The following is an 18,302-nucleotide window of genomic DNA, read 5'->3' on the forward strand; positions in this document are numbered from 1 at the left end:
ATTATCGTTAGACTTGTATGCGGTACGCTTTTAAATCTTCTCGTAATTTAGCCTTTAAGAATTTACCTACAGACGTTTTTGGTACCTCGTCAATGAAGACAATATCATCAGGAACCCATGATTTATGGAATTGGTGCTGTAGACTCTCTAGTAACTCTTCTTTTGTAATCGAACCCTTAAACTCTGGCTTTGCTACGACACAAGCTAATGGTCGCTCCAACCACTTTTCATGTGGAATGGCAATAACAGCTGCCTCAAAGACCTTTGGATGGGACATTAATGCATTTTCAAGCTCTACTGAAGAAATCCATTCGCCACCACTCTTAATTAAATCCTTTGTACGGTCGGTAATTTTTATATAGCCATCTGTTGTCATCACAGCAATATCGCCTGTATAGAGCCAGCCGTCTTTAAAGGCCTCTTCCGTTCGTTCATCCTGATAATACTCATTAGCAATCCATGGTCCTCTAATCGTAAGCTCTCCCATCGTTTTGCCATCCCAAGGCACTTCACCATTTTCATTGACAATCCTTGTATCAATAAGTGGCATCGTCATACCTTGTGTAATCCGAACATTCATTTTTTCATCAGCCGTATAGTCCTGCATATGTGTTAAATACGTGGATAGGCTTACAAGAGGTGAGGTTTCCGTCATACCGTAACCTGTCATGTAAGGGATATTAAGTTCTTGCTCAAAGCCTCGGACAAGACCAATTGGTGAAGCAGAACCTCCACAAACAATTAATCGCATAGACGATAGGTCACGAGGGTTTTGACGCTGCTCCTGTAGAACGCCCAGCCATATGGTCGGTACACCTGCTGTCAATGTAACTTTATATACATCAAATAATTCTAGCAATAGCTGTGGTGTAAACATAGGTCCCGGTAAGACCTGTGTAGAACCAAATGCGACACTGGCAAATGGTAATCCCCATGCATTCGCATGGAACATTGGCACAACAGGTAACACCACATCCGACTCACAAATTGCAATACTGTCAGCAAGACCAGCTGTTAAACTATGAAGTACAATACTGCGATGTGTATAGACCACTCCCTTTGGCATGCCCGTCGTTGCACTGGTATAGCACATGCCTGCAGGTGTATTTTCATCTAAATCTTCTGGGAATGTGAAATGTTCATCTGCCTCCGCAAGTAGCGATTCATAGGAAAGAGCATTTGGAATCGGTAAAGTTTCTACTGCAACAGCATCACCCATAATGATATAATGCTTTACCGTTTTCAGCTGAGAGACGATAGGTGCAATTAGTGGCACCAGATTATCATCTATTAATAATATTTCATCCTCGGCATGATTGATGACATAGGCAATATGCTCAGGGGATAATCGAATATTAATCATATGCAATACTGCTCCTGCACATGGTACAGCAAAATAGGCTTCCAAATGGCGATGGTGATTCCAAGCAAATGTGCCCACCTTCATTCCTCGATCCATCCCTAGTTTCGTCAAAGCATCGGCTAATCGGCGAGTCCGTTTGACATATTCTTTATACGTAAATTCGTGAATAGTAGTGGCACTTGTTCGAGAATAGATTTTCTTTGAGTGAAAAAATCGTTCTGCACGATTCAAAAAACTTGTTAATAATAAAGGTGTATCCATCATATGCATGATACCGCTTCCCTTCATCTACGATTTTAGAAACAATCAAAACAAAAACTATTTGAACTAGATTTTGCCGTTACCTCGGTTGCATGCGAATGGCACCATCTAGTCGAATGACCTCTCCATTTAACAAGCCATTGTGGATAATACTTTCAACCAAAAGAGCATATTCCGAAGGTTTACCAAGTCGTTTAGGGAATGGTGTCATTTGAGCAAGAGCTGTTCGTGCAGGCTCAGGTAACGAAGCAAACATTGGTGTTTCAATTAATCCTGGCGCTATGGTCATCACTCGGACACCGATTTCCGCAAGCTCTCTTGCAATTGGCAACGTCATGGCTGCTACGCCACCTTTTGACGCGCTATAAGCAGCTTGTCCGATTTGCCCATCAAATGCAGCCACAGACGCGGTATTAATAATGACGCCACGCTGTCCATCCTCATTTGGCTCATTATGTTGCATTTTTTCTGCCACTAGACGGATGACATTAAACGTGCCAACTAAATTAACAGCAATCACTTTTTCAAATAACGCAAGGGCGTGTATACCACGCTTCGAAATAACTTTACTCGCATCTGCAATGCCAGCACAGTTCACTGCAACATTGATCTTGCCAAAAGCTGCAATAGCCTGCTCAAGGCCAGTCGCCACCTCCTCTTCCTTTGTGACGTCTACTCGTGCATAAAGGACATTTTGACCTAATTCTTCCACTAGAGCTTGTCCACGCTCATCATTGACATCAAAAATAATTGCTTTGCCACCCTGTCCTATTAATTTCCGAACGGTTGCCTCTCCTAAACCAGAGGCACCCCCTGTTACGACTGCCACCACTTCATGTTCCTTCATCAGACATATCCCCTTTTACATTTTTTCAATGATCGTGGCATTGGCCATTCCCATTCCCTCACAAATCGCCAACAAACCGTAACGATAATTCTCTCGCTCCATTCGATAGAGCATGGTCGTTAACAATTTCGTACCTGTTGCCCCTAATGGATGTCCCAGTGCAATGGCTCCACCATCAGGATTGAGCTTCTGTGGGTCTCCTCCTATTTCATGCAGCCATACGAGCGGCACAGGTGCAAAGGCTTCATTTACCTCATATGTGTCGATATCCTCAATGTTGAGCCCTGACCGTTCTAATGCTTTTCTAGTAGCTTCGATTGGCCCTGTCAGCATTAATGTCGGATCAGAGCCCACGACCACTCTTGTCACAATTTTAGCGAGTGGTTGAATGCCTAGTTCTCTCGCTTTATCCAATGCCATTACGACTACAGCTGAGGCCCCATCACTCATTTGGCTCGCATTGCCCGCAGTAATCGCGCCATTCTCTTGAAAGACAGTTTTTAATCCATTTAAAATGTCAACGGTAGTTTCTGCACGAGGACCCTCATCTACGGCAAATGTTGTCACTGAGCCATCCTCTTGTGGAACTTGAATGGGTAGTATTTCAGCTTGGAAATGACCTGCTCTAATGGCGGAAATCGCCCGTTGATGGCTTTGATAAGCATAGCTATTTAGCTGTTCTTTCGATAAAGACCATTGGGAAGCGATTTTCTCTGCTGATAATCCTTGATGGATAATATCATAATTTTCCTGTAAGCGGTTACTAGCATGGGCATGTTGCATGTTTGAGCCCATTGGTACTCTTGACATACTTTCTACCCCACCAGCAATGACAATGTCCATATCCCCGGCTAAAATTGCCTGTGCTGCGAAGTGCACGGCTTGTTGGCTTGAACCACACTGACGATCAATGGTTACACCTGGCACACTATCTGGGAATCCAGCCATTAATAAAGAGGTCCTCGCAATATTTGCCCCTTGTTCTGCTGTTTGCGTCACACACCCCAAAATGACATCGTCTACTTGTTCCTTACCAATGCCTGCACGCTTTACAACCTCCTGTAATACATCAGCTGCTAAATCATCTGCTCGAACTTGACTTAATGCGCCCTTACTTCTTCCTATAGCAGTTCTCACAGCTGCTACAATCACCACTTCTCTCATGTCCATAACCCCTTTTCCTCGTCATCCTCTTAGTTTATTGACGAGTCTACTCAACTATTCCTCACTTAATTATCAGAATATTACATTATTTATTGTACATGACTAAGAAGTTTTTAACAATTCTATATGTTTCTAGTAAGAGATTATTCGTCGGAATGATCCCTCCCCTTTTTTGCGCAATAAAAAAGCAATCTCAAAAAATTGAGATTGCTTGATCTATTCGAAATTAAACTAAATCTTCACCGAAGAATAAGCCGATTTCGCGCTCTGCAGAAGCAAGAGAGTCAGAACCGTGGATGATGTTGTGAGAAACAGTTGTTGCGTAGTCACCACGGATTGTACCTGGGTTAGATTCTTCAGGTTTCGTTGCACCCATCATTGTACGTGCAAGCTTGATTACGTTCTCGCCTTCCCATACCATAGCGAATACAGGACCAGAAGTGATGAAATCAACTAATTCACCAAAGAATGGACGCTCAGCATGCTCAGCATAGTGCTTTTCTGCTAATTCTTTAGGAATTACCATTAATTTAGCACCTTTCATTACAAAACCGCGACGTTCGAAACGATCAACGATGTCTCCAATTACTTGACGTTCAACGCCGTCAGGCTTAACCATTAAAAAAGTTTGTTCAATTGCCATGTTTAAAACACTCCTTAAATTCGTCTAACAGGTTTTACACCTACCGATAAATATTAACAAAAAATGAGCTTTTGTACAACAAAAAGCTAGAATTTGCGCTTACCCATGAACAATGCTACATCACGTAATTTTTTCTTTACGGGATGTTTTGGTAAAGCATCAATTTCTTGTAAGGCTTTTTTCAAATATTTATCACTCATACGATTAGCTTGCTCAATCGCATGAGATTTACGCACATATTGCAACATATTTTGACGTTCCGATTCTGTTAACGTGCCTGCAAACACTTTAACTAAGTATGGTTGCATCTCCGGATCATCTTTCAACAATAAAATCGGTAAAGTAATATTGCCCTGTAGTAAGTCACTACCTGCTGGCTTCCCTAGTTCTTTATCGGTTGCCATAATATCTAAAACATCATCGATAATTTGGAAGCTCATGCCTACAAAGTAGCCGAAGCGCTTTAAATGCCGAACTGTTTTAGCATCAACCCCCGCTGCCACAGCTCCTAGCTCACAGCTTGAGGAAATAAGTAATGCTGTTTTGCGTTTGATTCTTCTAAAATAATCTTTTAAACCTTGATCTAATCTAAATTTATCTTCAATTTGAATGACTTCACCGTTACAAATCTCCACCATCGTACGGGCTAAAATTTGATGAACAAGTGGGTCTTCTAACTTTGTTATATATTCCAGCGCACGTGCGAAAATAAAATCGCCTGTGTACATTGCTACCCTGTTATTCCACTGTGATTTGACAGTCGGGCGTCCTCTTCGCATATTGGAGTCGTCAATGACATCATCATGTACAAGCGATGCCATATGAATGAGTTCTAAAGGCACTGCTACATCCTTCATCTTCTCAATGTCATAATCACCAAATTTTGCGCCTAGTAACACAAAAATTGGTCTTATCCGTTTGCCACCAGCTTGTAATAAATGGAGAGAAGCATCGTTGATCAAATATGAAGATGAGTCCACCGCTTTTTCTAACTCTTGTTCAATGATTTCGATATCTGATTTCAAATCGGAATAGAGTAGTTTTAACTTCATCTTTTCCACGTGTGAAAACCTTCCCCCATTAACGTATCTTTTTAAAGCCCATATGCATTGCCGCAGCCCCGCCACTGTATGCTTTGTACGTTACTTTTTCTAATCCTGCCTGCTCAAACAATGCCGCTAACCTTTTCATACCTGGGAAATCATTCGCAGATTCCTGAAGCCAAGAATACTCCTTATAGCTTTTCGCAAATATTTTACCAAATATCGGCATTATAAATTTAAAATAAAAACGGAACAGCTGACGATAACCAGGGATCTCAGATTGAGATGTTTCTAAACAAACCACCATTCCACCTGGTTTAACAACACGATGCATTTCCTTCAAAACTTGTAAATAATCAGGTACATTGCGAAGACCAAAGCCGATTGTCACATAATCAAACGTATCATCAGGAAAAGGCAACTCCATCGCATTTCCATGAATGAGTTCAATTTGTGGGTATGGCTCTACCTTTTTTTCGCCAACTTTCAGCATGTTTTGACTAAAGTCAAGCCCTTTTACTTCTCCACTTTCACCAACAGCCTCTGCCAATGCGATTGTCCAGTCTGCGGTGCCACAGCATACATCAAGTGCTTTTGATCCAGGTTTTACAGCCATGTGCTTCATCGTATCGTTACGCCAGCCAACATGCATCTGGAAACTAATTACACCATTCATTTTATCGTAGTTTTCCGAAATACTTTCAAATACTTCGTGAACGTGTTCTTCTTTCGTTTTAGCCATTTTGAAAAACCTCTCTTATCCGTTAGTAGAAGCAATGGATGCCTCTACATGTGCATGTAAAGCTTGTTTGATATCACTTTGTAAAAAGGATGCCTGATTAATGATCTGTGATAGCTCTGTTTTTAAATGCACAATTTTCCCTTGGATGACGCTATTAAAGGTTGCGCCATTACGTCTGACACTTTCTTCTAGTGCCTTACCCATTAAAGACATTTGCCCACGTTGATAAGCTGTCCATTCTTTTTCTAAACGCAAGATTAATAAGCTTTTTTCTATAAGTGGTATATATTCACTGAAAGAATAAAGATCAAAAAATTGAGCAATTAACCCAGATTCTATCGTACTCATCGATGTATACCACTGTTCCATTGTTCGTTGTTTATTTTCATAAACCTTAATTTGATTTTCACATCGTGCCACAATACCTTGTGACAAGTTTCGAATCAATGCAACATTCCCTGACATTGCTAATATTTCATAATAACGACCACTATAAAAATCCCCAGCTAATACGGTAAGCTGCTGTTCTTTTGATGTTGCATCTAATTCTTTTATATGATCGTGAGCCGCTAATGCTGCGTACACTATGCCAACAGTAATTGCAGCCTCTTGTTGCTCTTGTTGCCACTCTTCACCATTCAAAAACGGGATTAACAAATAAAACAGTTGATTTTCATCTAGCACAGGTACACCTGTGTATTTTTGCAAAGTTCTATGACGAACATCCATGAAAATCTCTGTTTTTAACTGTGCAATTGAATTTTGAATGTATGTTGCATTCATAGACCTTACTCCATTTCACTTTCAGATACGTTAGCCCTATACAAGGCCAAACGCTTGCTTACTGAGTCATTATAGCATACGCAACGATGCGGAATAAAAAAAATTTGCTTTCTTCATAGCACAGGCAGTAAAGCTCTCCCATAATTGAATGTTGGAATGCTAACTGCCCATAGACCTTATACTAAGTTTTTCACATCTAGTGTTTTTATATGTGCTGTAGAACGTTGAACAGCATTAAAACCTATCGTCAGAAACAAAATTTCTTATTTTTTCGCTTCGCTATTGATCACGCCATGTGCTGTATGAATTTGCGCTTTACCGCGTATTTTCATGGCAGACGTGTGTTCTGTAAATTGAGCAATCATTACTTCGCCGGCATCTAATTTCTCTGAATGATGGAATTTCGTATCAGTTCCACGTGTTAATCCAATGACATGTACACCATCTTCTTCTGCTTGAATAACAATATAATCTTGTGACATCTTTGTACACTCCTTAAATCCGACAAATTCTTAGTTCATCATAACATAATTAGACACGCAATTTAAGACATTTGAATAAATGATAGTACTTCTCTACGTTTCACTTCATCTTCCTCATATATACCGCGTGCAACAGATGTCACCGTTTTAGAACCAGGTTTTTTTAATCCACGCATTGTCATACACATATGCTCAGCCTCGATCACAACATAAACACCTTTTGGCGAAAGCATCTCCATAATTGTGTCCGCTACTGAAGAGGTAATACGCTCTTGTAGTTGTGGTCTGCGGGCAATCGTCTCCACTGCACGTCCTAACTTACTCAGTCCAGCAACAACGCCGTCATTTGGTATGTATGCAACATGTGCTTTGCCATAGAAAGGTACTAGATGATGCTCACACATCGAATAAAAAGGTATATCTTTGACAAGCACTAGTTCTTCATGATCCTCATGAAATACCGTTTTAAAATAATCTTTAGCATCCTCATGCAAGCCGCTGAACATTTCGGCATACATTTTTGCTACACGCTTCGGCGTATCCAATAAACCTTCACGATTTACATCTTCACCTACCGCTTCTAAAATCATTTTTACCGCTTCTTCTATTTTTAATAAATCAATATTCGACATCAAAAAAACCTCCTGCATATCAAAACATTACACATTTCCCTATGCATCGTAGCACATCCAAAAGGTAAGCGCAAAATGACTTACCTGATTCATCAGAAATTCGCTTCTAGATAAGAAAATCACTGTATATTATTATGTAAAATTCAAATTTGAAGTTAAAAAGAGCAGCCTTCATGTTCGTTAACATGAAGACTGCTCTATGTAACTACTAGACGTGTATTATTTTACCGCGTCTTTAAGCGCTTTACCTGGTTTGAAAGCAGGCACCTTGCTAGCAGCGATTTCGATTTCTTTACCAGTTTGTGGGTTACGACCTTTACGAGCCGCACGTTCACGTACTTCAAAGTTACCAAAACCAATTAATTGTACTTTGTCACCCTTTGCAAGAGCATCTTGAATTGTATCAAATACAGCTTCAACTGCTTTAGAAGCGTCTTTTTTAGAAAGACCTGCAGCTTCAGCAACAGAGTTTACTAATTCTGTTTTATTCACACCATTCACCTCCTCTCAAAGGGTCATGAACCAATTCTGTAAAAAGAGTAACACATAGAAAACCGCTACGCAACTGTATTCATACATGATTATAACCAAAAAATCAGTTTTTCACCCAAAAAACAAAAATAAAAGGACTTTTCGCATAAAAACGAAAAGCCCTGCGTATATTTTTTGCATTTTTTCTGAATTTTATCACTATAAAATAAATGTTACTAAACCACGATCTCCTTCGTTAACCATACGTTCAATCGTCTGACGCATACGTTTTTTGGCAGTAGATGGAACTGCATCCATTTTATAACGAATTCCCTCTTTTAATACTTCATGCAATGGTGTGCCAAATAATTGTGTATTCCATAAGGCATCACGATCATGTAAATAAGCATGATTTAAATCTTTTAGAAGTTGCTGACTATGGAACTCTGAGCCAATTAACGGTGCAAATTCTGACTCCATATCAACTCGGATAATATGATAGGATGGCGCTTTTGCCTTCATTCGTACGCCGAAGAAATTATTCTGTTTAATGAGCTCTGGGGCTGTTGGCTCAAATTCCTGCATCATTGGCAATGTCACGCCATAGCCTGTCGTATCAGCATCGTGAATAGCACTTTTAAAGCGTTTTTGGGCCTCTTTTGCCTCTGCCGCCTCTTTGATAAAGAGTAACCAATCTTTTTTCGTTTCAATTGGTTCTTCTAGCCATTCATTACAAACTGATTTATACAATTCACCCTGTAGGGATACCCGAATTACAGCTGTTCCTACACCTGCATCTACATGAACAACTTCACTTTGGTCAATAAAGTCAATGGCTTTAAAGGCATCTGACGCCTGTTGCACATCTCGAATTTTCATAACAGAAGAAAGGACTTCCTCCATCGAATCAATCAATGCAACATTTAATGGATGTGTAGCATCTAATACATCCAGCCAGTCTGGTTTTTCCACCTCAATGGTACGAATTGGGAATTCAAATAACGCCTCTTGTAAAATATATTGAATATCCGTTTCTCTCATTTGATCAATGGACATCGCAATAACAGGGACATTGTAACGTTCAAACAATTCATTGCGAAGCTGAACCGTTTCTTCTCTCGCAGGCATTTGGCAATTGAGTAAGATGACAAATGGTTTGCCGATGTCTTTTAATTGCTCTACAATTTCCTCTTCTGCCTTCTCTGCTGCTCGTCGACTGATTCCGTTCACTGTACCATCAGTCGTTACGACAATACCAATATTCGCATGATCGCGAATCACCTTATCTGTGCCAATTTTAGCGGCTTCCTGAAATGGAATTGGCTCCGTATGCCAAGGCGTATGAACAAATTTTGGTCCATTTTCATCCTCATAGCCTTTTGTCCCATCGATAATATAACCAACACAATCTGCTAATCGAATTTGGAATGGCATTTCATCTTCACCGACCACAATACGGGTTGCTTGGGCAGGCACAAACTTCGGCTCAGCAGTCATAATGACTGGCCCCGGAGAACTTTGTGGCAACTCATCTTGTGCTCGCATTCTTTCCGTTTCATCCACAATGTTTGGTAACACGACTGATTCCATTACCTTTTTTACAAATGTTGATTTACCTACACGTACTGGACCGACAACACCAATATAAACATCGCCATTTGTGCGCTCTGCAATTTCTCTAAATACTGCTTCACTCAAGGTTTCTGCCTCCTTTATCTACGCTTTTTCACTATATGCGAGCCTGTAGACAAATATGAAAAAGCCCCTCACAAATGTAAGGAGCTTGTTTGCTATTTCTCTTTTTTCTCGGCGGCTTCTGCCTCTTGTTTTTGTAATTCTTTCGCTTTTTTGACATCCGCATTATACGTTTTCATATCATAGATAGGCTCTCCATTCTCGTCCACTGTATATGGAATAGAATAGGCAGGCACCACTGGAAATTTGTCGACAAGCAGTTGGCGAATATCATCACCTGGCTTTACATTCGGCTTATCCTCTTTTAAAAGCTGGCCTAAATCCACAGCATAGTCTACATGTAATTCACCATCACCAGTCATGAAAAGCGGTAACTCGACGCCAGAATAGGGACTTTTTACAGTTACCTCTGTTTTATAACCCAAATCTTTATAGTTGATCTGATAAACATTTTCTGAAATTGACCCTTTTATTGGTAAATACTGTGTAGATAGTTTACGAATACCTATTTCACGTATACGCTCTGCCGCGTTTAAATCTACTAATTTGACCGATGCCTCATTTTCAGGGTCCCAAATGATATACTGATATATACCACCTTTTTCATAGGCATTTCCAGGAATTGTCGTCAAATACTTCGGCATAAGTTTTTCAAAATCGATTAAATATTTGATATAGATATCCGTATCTAGCTCGCTATTTTTAATTGGTACTAGTCCACCTGTTGCTTCACGGTATTCATCCACAGCACGTTGAACTGCCGCTAGTTGATCGACATCAGGCGTGACCTTAGCCCTTTTTTCTTCTTCTGGGTACGCACATCCTACTAACAGTATGGCGGTTGCAAATACCAACAGCAAAGCACTTAGTTTTTTCATGTTACTGACACCTCATTATTATTTATGCTGGCCAAGTGGCAACTACAAGTACCATTAAAAATGTGCCAAGTCCAAACAGTATGTATGCACATAAATTTACGACTGTTCGTAAAAATACATTTGAAATCTTATTTCGTGCTAAATAAATTAAGCCGACTGATATAATCATAAATGCGATGCAATAAAACGACACCCACATTACATCAAGCGCAGGCATATGAGCTAACGGGCCCATTTCAAAAAACCACCTTTCTTTGAATGTCAAGACACAAAGTATATTATACTATGTGCTTTTGCTAAAAAGAAATAGTTGTCCCATAACTATCAAGAAATGGACAACTCTTTTAGCTTGTATTTCTATTCAACTAGTGGCACACAATAAGGCGTCTCAACAGATTGGTTGAGACACCTTATTTATGTCCATTTAATGACAAGTCTAATCAAAAAATTAATATTAATGCTTCATATCGTCTATTTCTCGTTTTTTCATACGCATCATTAAGGCATCTACTGCCACTTTCGGTTCAACATCATTAAATAGCACACTATAGAGCTCTGTGGAAATCGGCATGGCGACATCATATTTCTCTGCTAATTGATAGGCTGCCTTCGTGGTACGGACACCTTCTACGACCATGCCCATTTGATCCAGCACTTCTTGTAGCTTCATACCTTGCCCTAACATATTACCTGCACGCCAGTTTCGCGAGTGGACACTTGTACAGGTTACAATTAAGTCCCCCATACCTGTAAGCCCTGAGAACGTAAATGGATTACCACCCATTTTTACACCTAACCGTGAAATTTCTGCAAGACCTCGCGTAATAAGTGCCGCTTTTGCATTGTCTCCATAATTTAAGCCATCAGTAATACCTGCCGCTAAAGCGATAACGTTTTTCAAAGCTCCTCCTATTTCTACACCAATGATATCCTCATTTGTATAGACGCGGAAGAACTGATTCATAAATAAATCCTGTACCTTTTCAGCAGCATCAATATTAGCACAAGCTGCAGTAACCGTTGTAGGATGATGCAGTACCACTTCTTCTGCATGACTTGGCCCAGAAAGAACAACAATTTCTTCCACATACATTGCTGGTAAGCTTTCTGCTAAAATCTCAGATATTCGTTTTAATGAGTCAGGCTCAATTCCTTTCGAAACATGGACAAACAACACTTTTTTTGTTAATTCAGCCGTTAGTTTCTCGCATACTTCACGAATCGCTTTTGTTGGAACAGCCACAACAATGGTTTCTGCATGAGTAGCTACCTGTGCCATATCACTCGTCGCATGTAAATTTACAGGTAGAATGGTTTCTGGTAAATATTTTTTATTCGTATGCAGTTGATTGATTTCTTCTGCCTGCTCAGCTCTATGTGTCCATACAAGCGTATCATGTCCATTTTCCGCTAGTACCATTGCCAGTGCAGTACCCCATGAGCCTGCCCCTAACACACAAACTTTTTCCATAACAAAATCCTCCCTTTGTTGGGTTGTCTATTAAGTAAGTTCTTTCTTGTAAAAAGACGCCACCCAACAATAATGTCGGGTTGGCGTATTGTATGTCTATAGCTATTGCCTTAAGCACGCGCACGTGTAATTAAACGAATTGGCGTCCCTTCAAAGTCAAATGTTTCGCGGATGCGATTTTCTAAGAAGCGTTCATATGAGAAATGCATAAGCTCAGGTTCATTCACAAAAATAACGAATGTTGGTGGCTTAATCGCTACCTGAGTAGCATAGTAAATACGTAAACGACGACCTTTATCTGTCGGTGCTGGATTACGAGCCACTGAGTCCTCAATCACTTCATTTAAAATAGAGGACTGAATACGCATCGCATGATTCTCGCTGACACGTTGGATAATCGGTAAAATTTGATGCACACGCTGTTTTGTATTCGCCGATACAAAAATAATTGGGGCATAATCTAAAAATAGGAAATGCTCACGAATTTGCTGTGTAAAGACATTCATTGTTTTTTCATCTTTTTCAATGGCATCCCATTTATTCACAACAATGATCACAGCTTTTCCAGCCTCATGTGCATAGCCAGCGATTTTTTTATCTTGCTCCTGAATACCTTCTTCTGCATTCAGCACTACTAAAACAACGTCTGAGCGTTCAATAGCACGTAGCGCACGTAACACAGAATATTTCTCGGTTGTTTCATAGATCTTTCCTTTTTTACGCATACCCGCCGTATCAATAATGACATATTCCTGTCCATCATATGCATAAGGCGTATCAATCGCATCACGTGTTGTCCCTGCAATATTACTAACAATAACACGTTCCTGCCCTAGGAAAGCATTCACTAAAGAGGATTTCCCAACATTCGGGCGACCAATTAAAGAGAATTTAATGACATCATCACCGTATTGTTCTTCATCTTCTTTCGGGAAATGTTTCGCACATTCGTCCAATAAATCCCCTAAACCTAAACCGTGGGAACCTGAAATAGGCCAAGGTTCACCGAAGCCAAGTGCATAAAAATCATAAATCATTTCACGCATATCAGGATTATCAATTTTATTGACCGCTAATACGACTGGTTTTTTTGTTTTGTATAGAATTTTAGCAACTTGCTCATCTGCTGCCGTTACCCCTTCACGACCATTTGTCATGAAAATAATAACGTCTGCTTCATCAATAGCGATTTCAGCTTGTTGACGAATTTGTTCTAAAAACGGCTCGTCTCCAATTTCAATGCCACCTGTATCAATAATATTAAAATCGTGTGTTAACCACTCTGCCGAACTATAAATACGGTCACGTGTTACGCCTGGGATATCCTCCACAATCGAAACACGTTCTCCAACGATACGATTAAAAATCGTCGACTTACCTACGTTCGGACGACCTACGATGGCTACTACTGGTTTCGTCATCTGTACTTCATCCTTCCAACTTCTTGTCTTTCGCTATTATACACGAAAAATGCCATTATATCATATCATATCCATAATGTAGAACGCTATGTATGGTGATAAAAGGTGTTACCTCATTTTTTTAAGCGCTCTATCAGATGTTATAAAGGTTCTATCGCCTTTTTTAATTGCTATCCTTTATTTTGAGAATCTTATCCGCTACTTTTAGAGTTTTATCCTTCAATTCAAAGATTTTATCCACTCTTCAATCGCTATTCTTCACTTTCAAAATCCTATCAACCATAAAAATAGCGAGGATACATTTATGCATCCTCGCTTTATACATTATTTAAAGTTTTTTAGTTTATCGCCAATCACATCACCGAATGAGAAGCCTGTATTCTCTTCAGGTAATTCATAGTCGATTACTTCTTCTGCTTCAGGATTTTCTAATAATTCTTTAATACTAAGGGCTAGACGGCCTTCGTCAGCGTTGACATCAAGAACCTTTACCTGTACTTCTTGTCCCTCTTTTAGTGCTTCATGAGGTGTGTTAATGTGCTTATGCGCAATTTGCGATATATGCACTAAACCTTCAACGCCTGGGAATACTTCCACAAATGCGCCAAATGAAGTAAGTCGCTTCACTCTACCGTCTAAAATAGTGCCTTTAGCGGCACGTTCTTCAATATTAGACCATGGTCCAGGAATTGTTTCCTTAATAGATAAAGAAATACGTTCATTTTCTGGGTCCACTGATAGAACTTTTACTTTTACATCTTGTCCTTCAGCTAAAACCTCACTCACATCACTCACATGCTCATGTGATACTTGCGAGATGTGTACAAGACCATCAATACCACCTAGGTCGATAAATGCACCAAATGACGCGAGACGCTGTACTTTACCATCCAATACATCGCCAGCTTTTATTTGATTAATCACATTTTTCTTTTGTGAAGCTTTCTCTGCTTCAACCACTGCTCGGTGAGATAAAATAAGGCGATTCTTATCCTTATCAAGCTCAACAATTTTAAAGCTTAATGTTTGCCCTTTATAGCCTTCAAAATCATCAACAAAATAGTCCTCTACAAGCGATGCTGGTACAAAGCCACGTACACCTAAATCTACGACAAGACCACCTTTAACAATATCCTTTACTTCCGCTTCAAAGATTTCCTCAGCGGCAAATTGCTGCTCCAGTGTATCCCATGCTTTTAGAGCATCCACTTTACGTTTTGATAGGACAAAGTTTTCTTCTTCAACCTTTGTAATCATCAATTCTAATTCATCTCCAACTGAGATGACATCAGACGCTTTCTCAATGTGTAAGCTTGATAATTCACTAATCGGTACAATACCATCAAACGGAGCACCTGGAATTGATACAGATACTGCCTTTTCATCAACTTGCGCGGCAATGCCTTTGACGATATCACCCTCGTTAAACGTTTGTTCTGCATAGTTCATTTCTTCAGACATATGTAACCCTCCTTCGCATCTTCCCTTACTATTTTATTCGATATTGAAGACAAAGACAAAAATAAATCCTTTAAATTCAAAAAATGTCTGAAATTTTAGGATTTATAGCATTTTTTCTTCTGCTAATTTTAAAATAGCTTGTGCTGCATCATCAATGGACAATGCTGTTGTATCTAAAAAAATCGCATCTTCAGCTTGAATCAGTGGCGATGCTTCACGCTCACTATCCTTTTTATCACGTAGCGCAATTTCTTCCTGAAGTTTTTCAAGAGAGGAGTCAATTCCTCTTTTTTGATTATCAATCAAGCGTCGTCTAGCACGCTCCTCTACTGTTGCAGACATGAAAATCTTTAGTTCTGCATCCTTTAAGACATGTGTAGCAATATCGCGGCCATCCATGACAACACCGCCATTAGCTGCAAGTTTTTGCTGTTGAGCAACTAATAGCTCACGAACCTTCGCATGGGCAGCTACTTGTGAGACTGATGAAGTGACCTCATTAGAGCGTATTTCCGCTGACACATTGTGACCATCTAAAAAAACAAGCTGTCCCTGAGGTGATGGTTTTAATTCAATTGTGCTTACTTCAAGCATCTCTGCTAATTTTGCTTCATCATCTAAATGTATGTTTTGTTGCATCGCTTTATACGTAACTGCTCGATACATTGCCCCTGTGTCAATGTAAGTAAAGCCAAGTGCTTCAGCAACAATTTTTGCGATTGTACTTTTGCCAGCACCAGCAGGCCCGTCTATCGCAATTTGAATGTTTTTCTTCATATTCTTCCCTACTTTCTGCACCTCTTATTGTATCATATAACCTCAAAAAAGCCCTCTACTAGGAGAGGGCTTCATCAAAATATTCATAAAGGATATTAAACATTAAAAGGGTTCATTTCTTTACGACGATTGACTAATTGACGTTCAAAGCAAAAACGGACAATATGCTGTTGATCGACATCATCTGTATCTGTTAGTTGGATTGTTGCAATGCGTTTATCCTCTTTTTCAAAAATACGTACGATCAGCGCTTCCGTAATGACATACTTGACATCTCCATTAGCAAATGGCAATACAATGGTTAGTTTTACTTCATCACCCTCAGTGAAAGCTACTTGACCTTTCAACATGACTGCTAGGCCTCCTGCACTAATATCCACAGTCACAAGCTGATATTTATAATCTTTCAACTGAATAGCAACGTCTACTTGTGTCTCCACACGAACGTATTCTCGTCGCTGAATTTTTATAAACTCCTCTGGTGTTGGACAATGCAACATAATCATTGGGATATTACCTGCTTTACGGCCAACTACCTCTGTATTAAAGGCAAAGGATTGTTTATCCTCGGTACGAAAAGTTGCTCTAAATTCTGAGCCATCTATTAAAAATGCCGTTTTCTTTGTTGCCATATTAACCGGATAATCAATATATAGAATATTATCTTTTTGCTCTACAACTTTACAGCGGAATTTCTCCAAACGCTCTGTATAAGTTGGTTCAAGTTGTAATTGTGTACCAATTTTTATTTCCATGAGCATCTCCCCGTGCGAAAAATATAGTTTAATTATCTCATGAGAAGCTTATTTTGGCTATAAAAATTGGTAGTATTTTCATGTCAAGTTGATACAGAGCGGAAGCATCATTGATTAAGTTAGATATTCCACTTTTAATACATTATGGTTTTCCGCATCAATAACAATTCTAAATGTTTCCTGCGTATTACCATCACGCAATGCAATGACCTCATAGCAAAGACGTTGCTCAAATTGTCCATTATCTGTGTAGATATTTTTTACCTCTTGTACTTGGATATCGTCTTGGAAGAACGTTTTCCAATCAATCGGCTTAGCTGTTTGCTTTTTAATATTTTCTTCTTGAATATATTCCATTGCATTTGCACCTAACAGCTCACCTGTATCTTTCGCCACTTTCAATTGAACACCATCAGCGTAGATTAACGCATTATCTCCAGGATGGACACGAGCAAATGTCACATGCCAAGCTTGATGATTTTCTCGTGATTCCACATAGGCTACATCTTTCATGCCTAATTTCTTCACATATTCCTGCGCTTTTTTCATGATTTCCTCTTGTGATAACTTGGCTTCATCCACAGGACGTTCTACTAAATAGGATAATAAATGTCCACCCTTTTCTGTTAAATCAACATAGCCTAATCGAATCCCTTGGTGGAATTGGATATGATAAAAAGGATATGGTGCTGTATCACTACTTTTTGTAACTGTAAATGTGGCATCTTTAATGACTGGAAATAAGTATTTCACTTTTTCTAGTGCTTCTTTTTCGGTAATAACTGCATCCTGTAATGCCTTTAACTCAATTTTTTTCTGCCAATCAGATTCAGATAAAGTTAACGGGAAATCCTTTTCGCCGTAGCCCTTTAATGTATCTTTTACAGTATCAAATTGGCTATTTGGATTTTTATTATCTACTTGCTGTAGCCAAACATCCATTTTCCCATCATGCTTATAGAAATCGACGGTTGCAGCTGTCCATTCATCGGAAAGAGATTGTAAATTCGTTGAAACCTGGGGCATTTTTTCACGCCAAGCTTCATAATCCCCTGTTTTCGCTGTCCTTTTTGCTTCATCGCCAAGTCGCCCTAGATAGTTCATCCATTCACTTGATAGTTCTTGTCCTATTGGAATATTCGCAATTGAAGAACGAACTTCTGAGCTTAAACGCCAAACCGAATCTAGTTCATTGTGAATCGCCTGCTCGTCTTGAAACAACAGGGATTGTGATACTGAGCGTTGAAGATGGGAAAGTTTTTCAGATGCATCCGTTAACTTATCTGTATATTGTGCTAGCACGGTACGTTGTAAATCTTCTTTATCTCCATGTAAATCAATGCTGTATGCCCCTAACCCAATAACGGCAATCGTTAAGACCACGAGCCAAGTTTTCATCTAGGTTCCTCCTTT

General features: G+C 39.5%; 19 protein-coding genes. All 19 read right to left on the reverse strand.

Annotated elements, in window-relative coordinates; translation table 11 throughout:
• Window positions 1-7: 7 nt before the first annotated feature.
• Entirely contained in the window at window positions 8-1,633 is a 1,626-nt protein-coding gene (locus C7B89_RS07850; RefSeq protein ID WP_115673443.1) for a long-chain fatty acid--CoA ligase, read from the reverse strand.
• 70 nt (window positions 1,634-1,703) lie between these two features.
• Window positions 1,704-2,471 (reverse strand): 3-hydroxyacyl-CoA dehydrogenase, encoded by a 768-nt coding sequence (locus tag C7B89_RS07855; protein WP_048389823.1) that lies wholly within the window; start codon window positions 2,469-2,471, stop codon window positions 1,704-1,706.
• Between the two features lie 15 nt (window positions 2,472-2,486).
• Window positions 2,487-3,635: a thiolase family protein gene (locus tag C7B89_RS07860; RefSeq protein ID WP_054550709.1), complete on the reverse strand. Its 1,149-nt coding sequence runs from the start codon at window positions 3,633-3,635 to the stop codon at window positions 2,487-2,489.
• A 226-nt stretch (window positions 3,636-3,861) separates the two neighbouring features.
• Window positions 3,862-4,278, reverse strand: a complete 417-nt coding sequence (gene ndk, locus C7B89_RS07865; RefSeq protein ID WP_004232627.1) for a nucleoside-diphosphate kinase — start codon at window positions 4,276-4,278, stop codon at window positions 3,862-3,864.
• Window positions 4,279-4,364: 86 nt separating this feature from the next.
• Window positions 4,365-5,339, reverse strand: coding sequence for a heptaprenyl diphosphate synthase component II (hepT, locus tag C7B89_RS07870; RefSeq protein WP_054550708.1), 975 nt, complete (start codon window positions 5,337-5,339; stop codon window positions 4,365-4,367).
• Between the two features lie 19 nt (window positions 5,340-5,358).
• The gene (locus C7B89_RS07875; protein WP_048389815.1) at window positions 5,359-6,063 is read right to left on the reverse strand and encodes a demethylmenaquinone methyltransferase; all 705 of its coding nucleotides are present in this window, start codon (window positions 6,061-6,063) and stop codon (window positions 5,359-5,361) included.
• A gap of 15 nt (window positions 6,064-6,078) precedes the next feature.
• The gene (locus C7B89_RS07880) at window positions 6,079-6,846 is read right to left on the reverse strand and encodes a heptaprenyl diphosphate synthase component 1 (RefSeq protein WP_048389813.1); all 768 of its coding nucleotides are present in this window, start codon (window positions 6,844-6,846) and stop codon (window positions 6,079-6,081) included.
• A 263-nt stretch (window positions 6,847-7,109) separates the two neighbouring features.
• Complete coding sequence (gene mtrB, locus C7B89_RS07885; RefSeq protein ID WP_004232621.1) at window positions 7,110-7,328, reverse strand: trp RNA-binding attenuation protein MtrB; 219 nt, start codon at window positions 7,326-7,328, stop codon at window positions 7,110-7,112.
• 62 nt (window positions 7,329-7,390) lie between these two features.
• Window positions 7,391-7,960 (reverse strand): GTP cyclohydrolase I FolE, encoded by a 570-nt coding sequence (gene folE / locus C7B89_RS07890; protein WP_009370809.1) that lies wholly within the window; start codon window positions 7,958-7,960, stop codon window positions 7,391-7,393.
• 219 nt (window positions 7,961-8,179) lie between these two features.
• The gene (locus tag C7B89_RS07895) at window positions 8,180-8,452 is read right to left on the reverse strand and encodes an HU family DNA-binding protein (RefSeq protein ID WP_004232618.1); all 273 of its coding nucleotides are present in this window, start codon (window positions 8,450-8,452) and stop codon (window positions 8,180-8,182) included.
• Between the two features lie 198 nt (window positions 8,453-8,650).
• Complete coding sequence (gene spoIVA / locus C7B89_RS07900; RefSeq protein ID WP_048389809.1) at window positions 8,651-10,129, reverse strand: stage IV sporulation protein A; 1,479 nt, start codon at window positions 10,127-10,129, stop codon at window positions 8,651-8,653.
• A 92-nt stretch (window positions 10,130-10,221) separates the two neighbouring features.
• Window positions 10,222-11,004: a hypothetical protein gene (locus C7B89_RS07905; RefSeq protein ID WP_115673444.1), complete on the reverse strand. Its 783-nt coding sequence runs from the start codon at window positions 11,002-11,004 to the stop codon at window positions 10,222-10,224.
• A 22-nt stretch (window positions 11,005-11,026) separates the two neighbouring features.
• Window positions 11,027-11,239, reverse strand: a complete 213-nt coding sequence (locus C7B89_RS07910; protein ID WP_004232605.1) for a DUF2768 domain-containing protein — start codon at window positions 11,237-11,239, stop codon at window positions 11,027-11,029.
• Between the two features lie 219 nt (window positions 11,240-11,458).
• Window positions 11,459-12,475: an NAD(P)H-dependent glycerol-3-phosphate dehydrogenase gene (locus tag C7B89_RS07915; RefSeq protein WP_016993349.1), complete on the reverse strand. Its 1,017-nt coding sequence runs from the start codon at window positions 12,473-12,475 to the stop codon at window positions 11,459-11,461.
• A 110-nt stretch (window positions 12,476-12,585) separates the two neighbouring features.
• Window positions 12,586-13,896, reverse strand: coding sequence for a ribosome biogenesis GTPase Der (gene der, locus C7B89_RS07920; RefSeq protein WP_004232601.1), 1,311 nt, complete (start codon window positions 13,894-13,896; stop codon window positions 12,586-12,588).
• Between the two features lie 324 nt (window positions 13,897-14,220).
• The gene (gene rpsA, locus C7B89_RS07925; RefSeq protein ID WP_048389803.1) at window positions 14,221-15,357 is read right to left on the reverse strand and encodes a 30S ribosomal protein S1; all 1,137 of its coding nucleotides are present in this window, start codon (window positions 15,355-15,357) and stop codon (window positions 14,221-14,223) included.
• Between the two features lie 102 nt (window positions 15,358-15,459).
• Complete coding sequence (gene cmk, locus C7B89_RS07930) at window positions 15,460-16,134, reverse strand: (d)CMP kinase (protein ID WP_004232599.1); 675 nt, start codon at window positions 16,132-16,134, stop codon at window positions 15,460-15,462.
• A gap of 95 nt (window positions 16,135-16,229) precedes the next feature.
• Window positions 16,230-16,889: a flagellar brake protein gene (locus C7B89_RS07935; RefSeq protein WP_054550705.1), complete on the reverse strand. Its 660-nt coding sequence runs from the start codon at window positions 16,887-16,889 to the stop codon at window positions 16,230-16,232.
• Between the two features lie 114 nt (window positions 16,890-17,003).
• Window positions 17,004-18,287, reverse strand: coding sequence for a PepSY1/2 domain-containing protein (locus C7B89_RS07940; RefSeq protein ID WP_048389800.1), 1,284 nt, complete (start codon window positions 18,285-18,287; stop codon window positions 17,004-17,006).
• Window positions 18,288-18,302: the final 15 nt, after the last annotated feature.

Source organism: Lysinibacillus capsici (assembly GCF_003367505.1).
Classification (GTDB): Bacteria; Bacillota; Bacilli; order Bacillales_A; family Planococcaceae; genus Lysinibacillus; species Lysinibacillus capsici.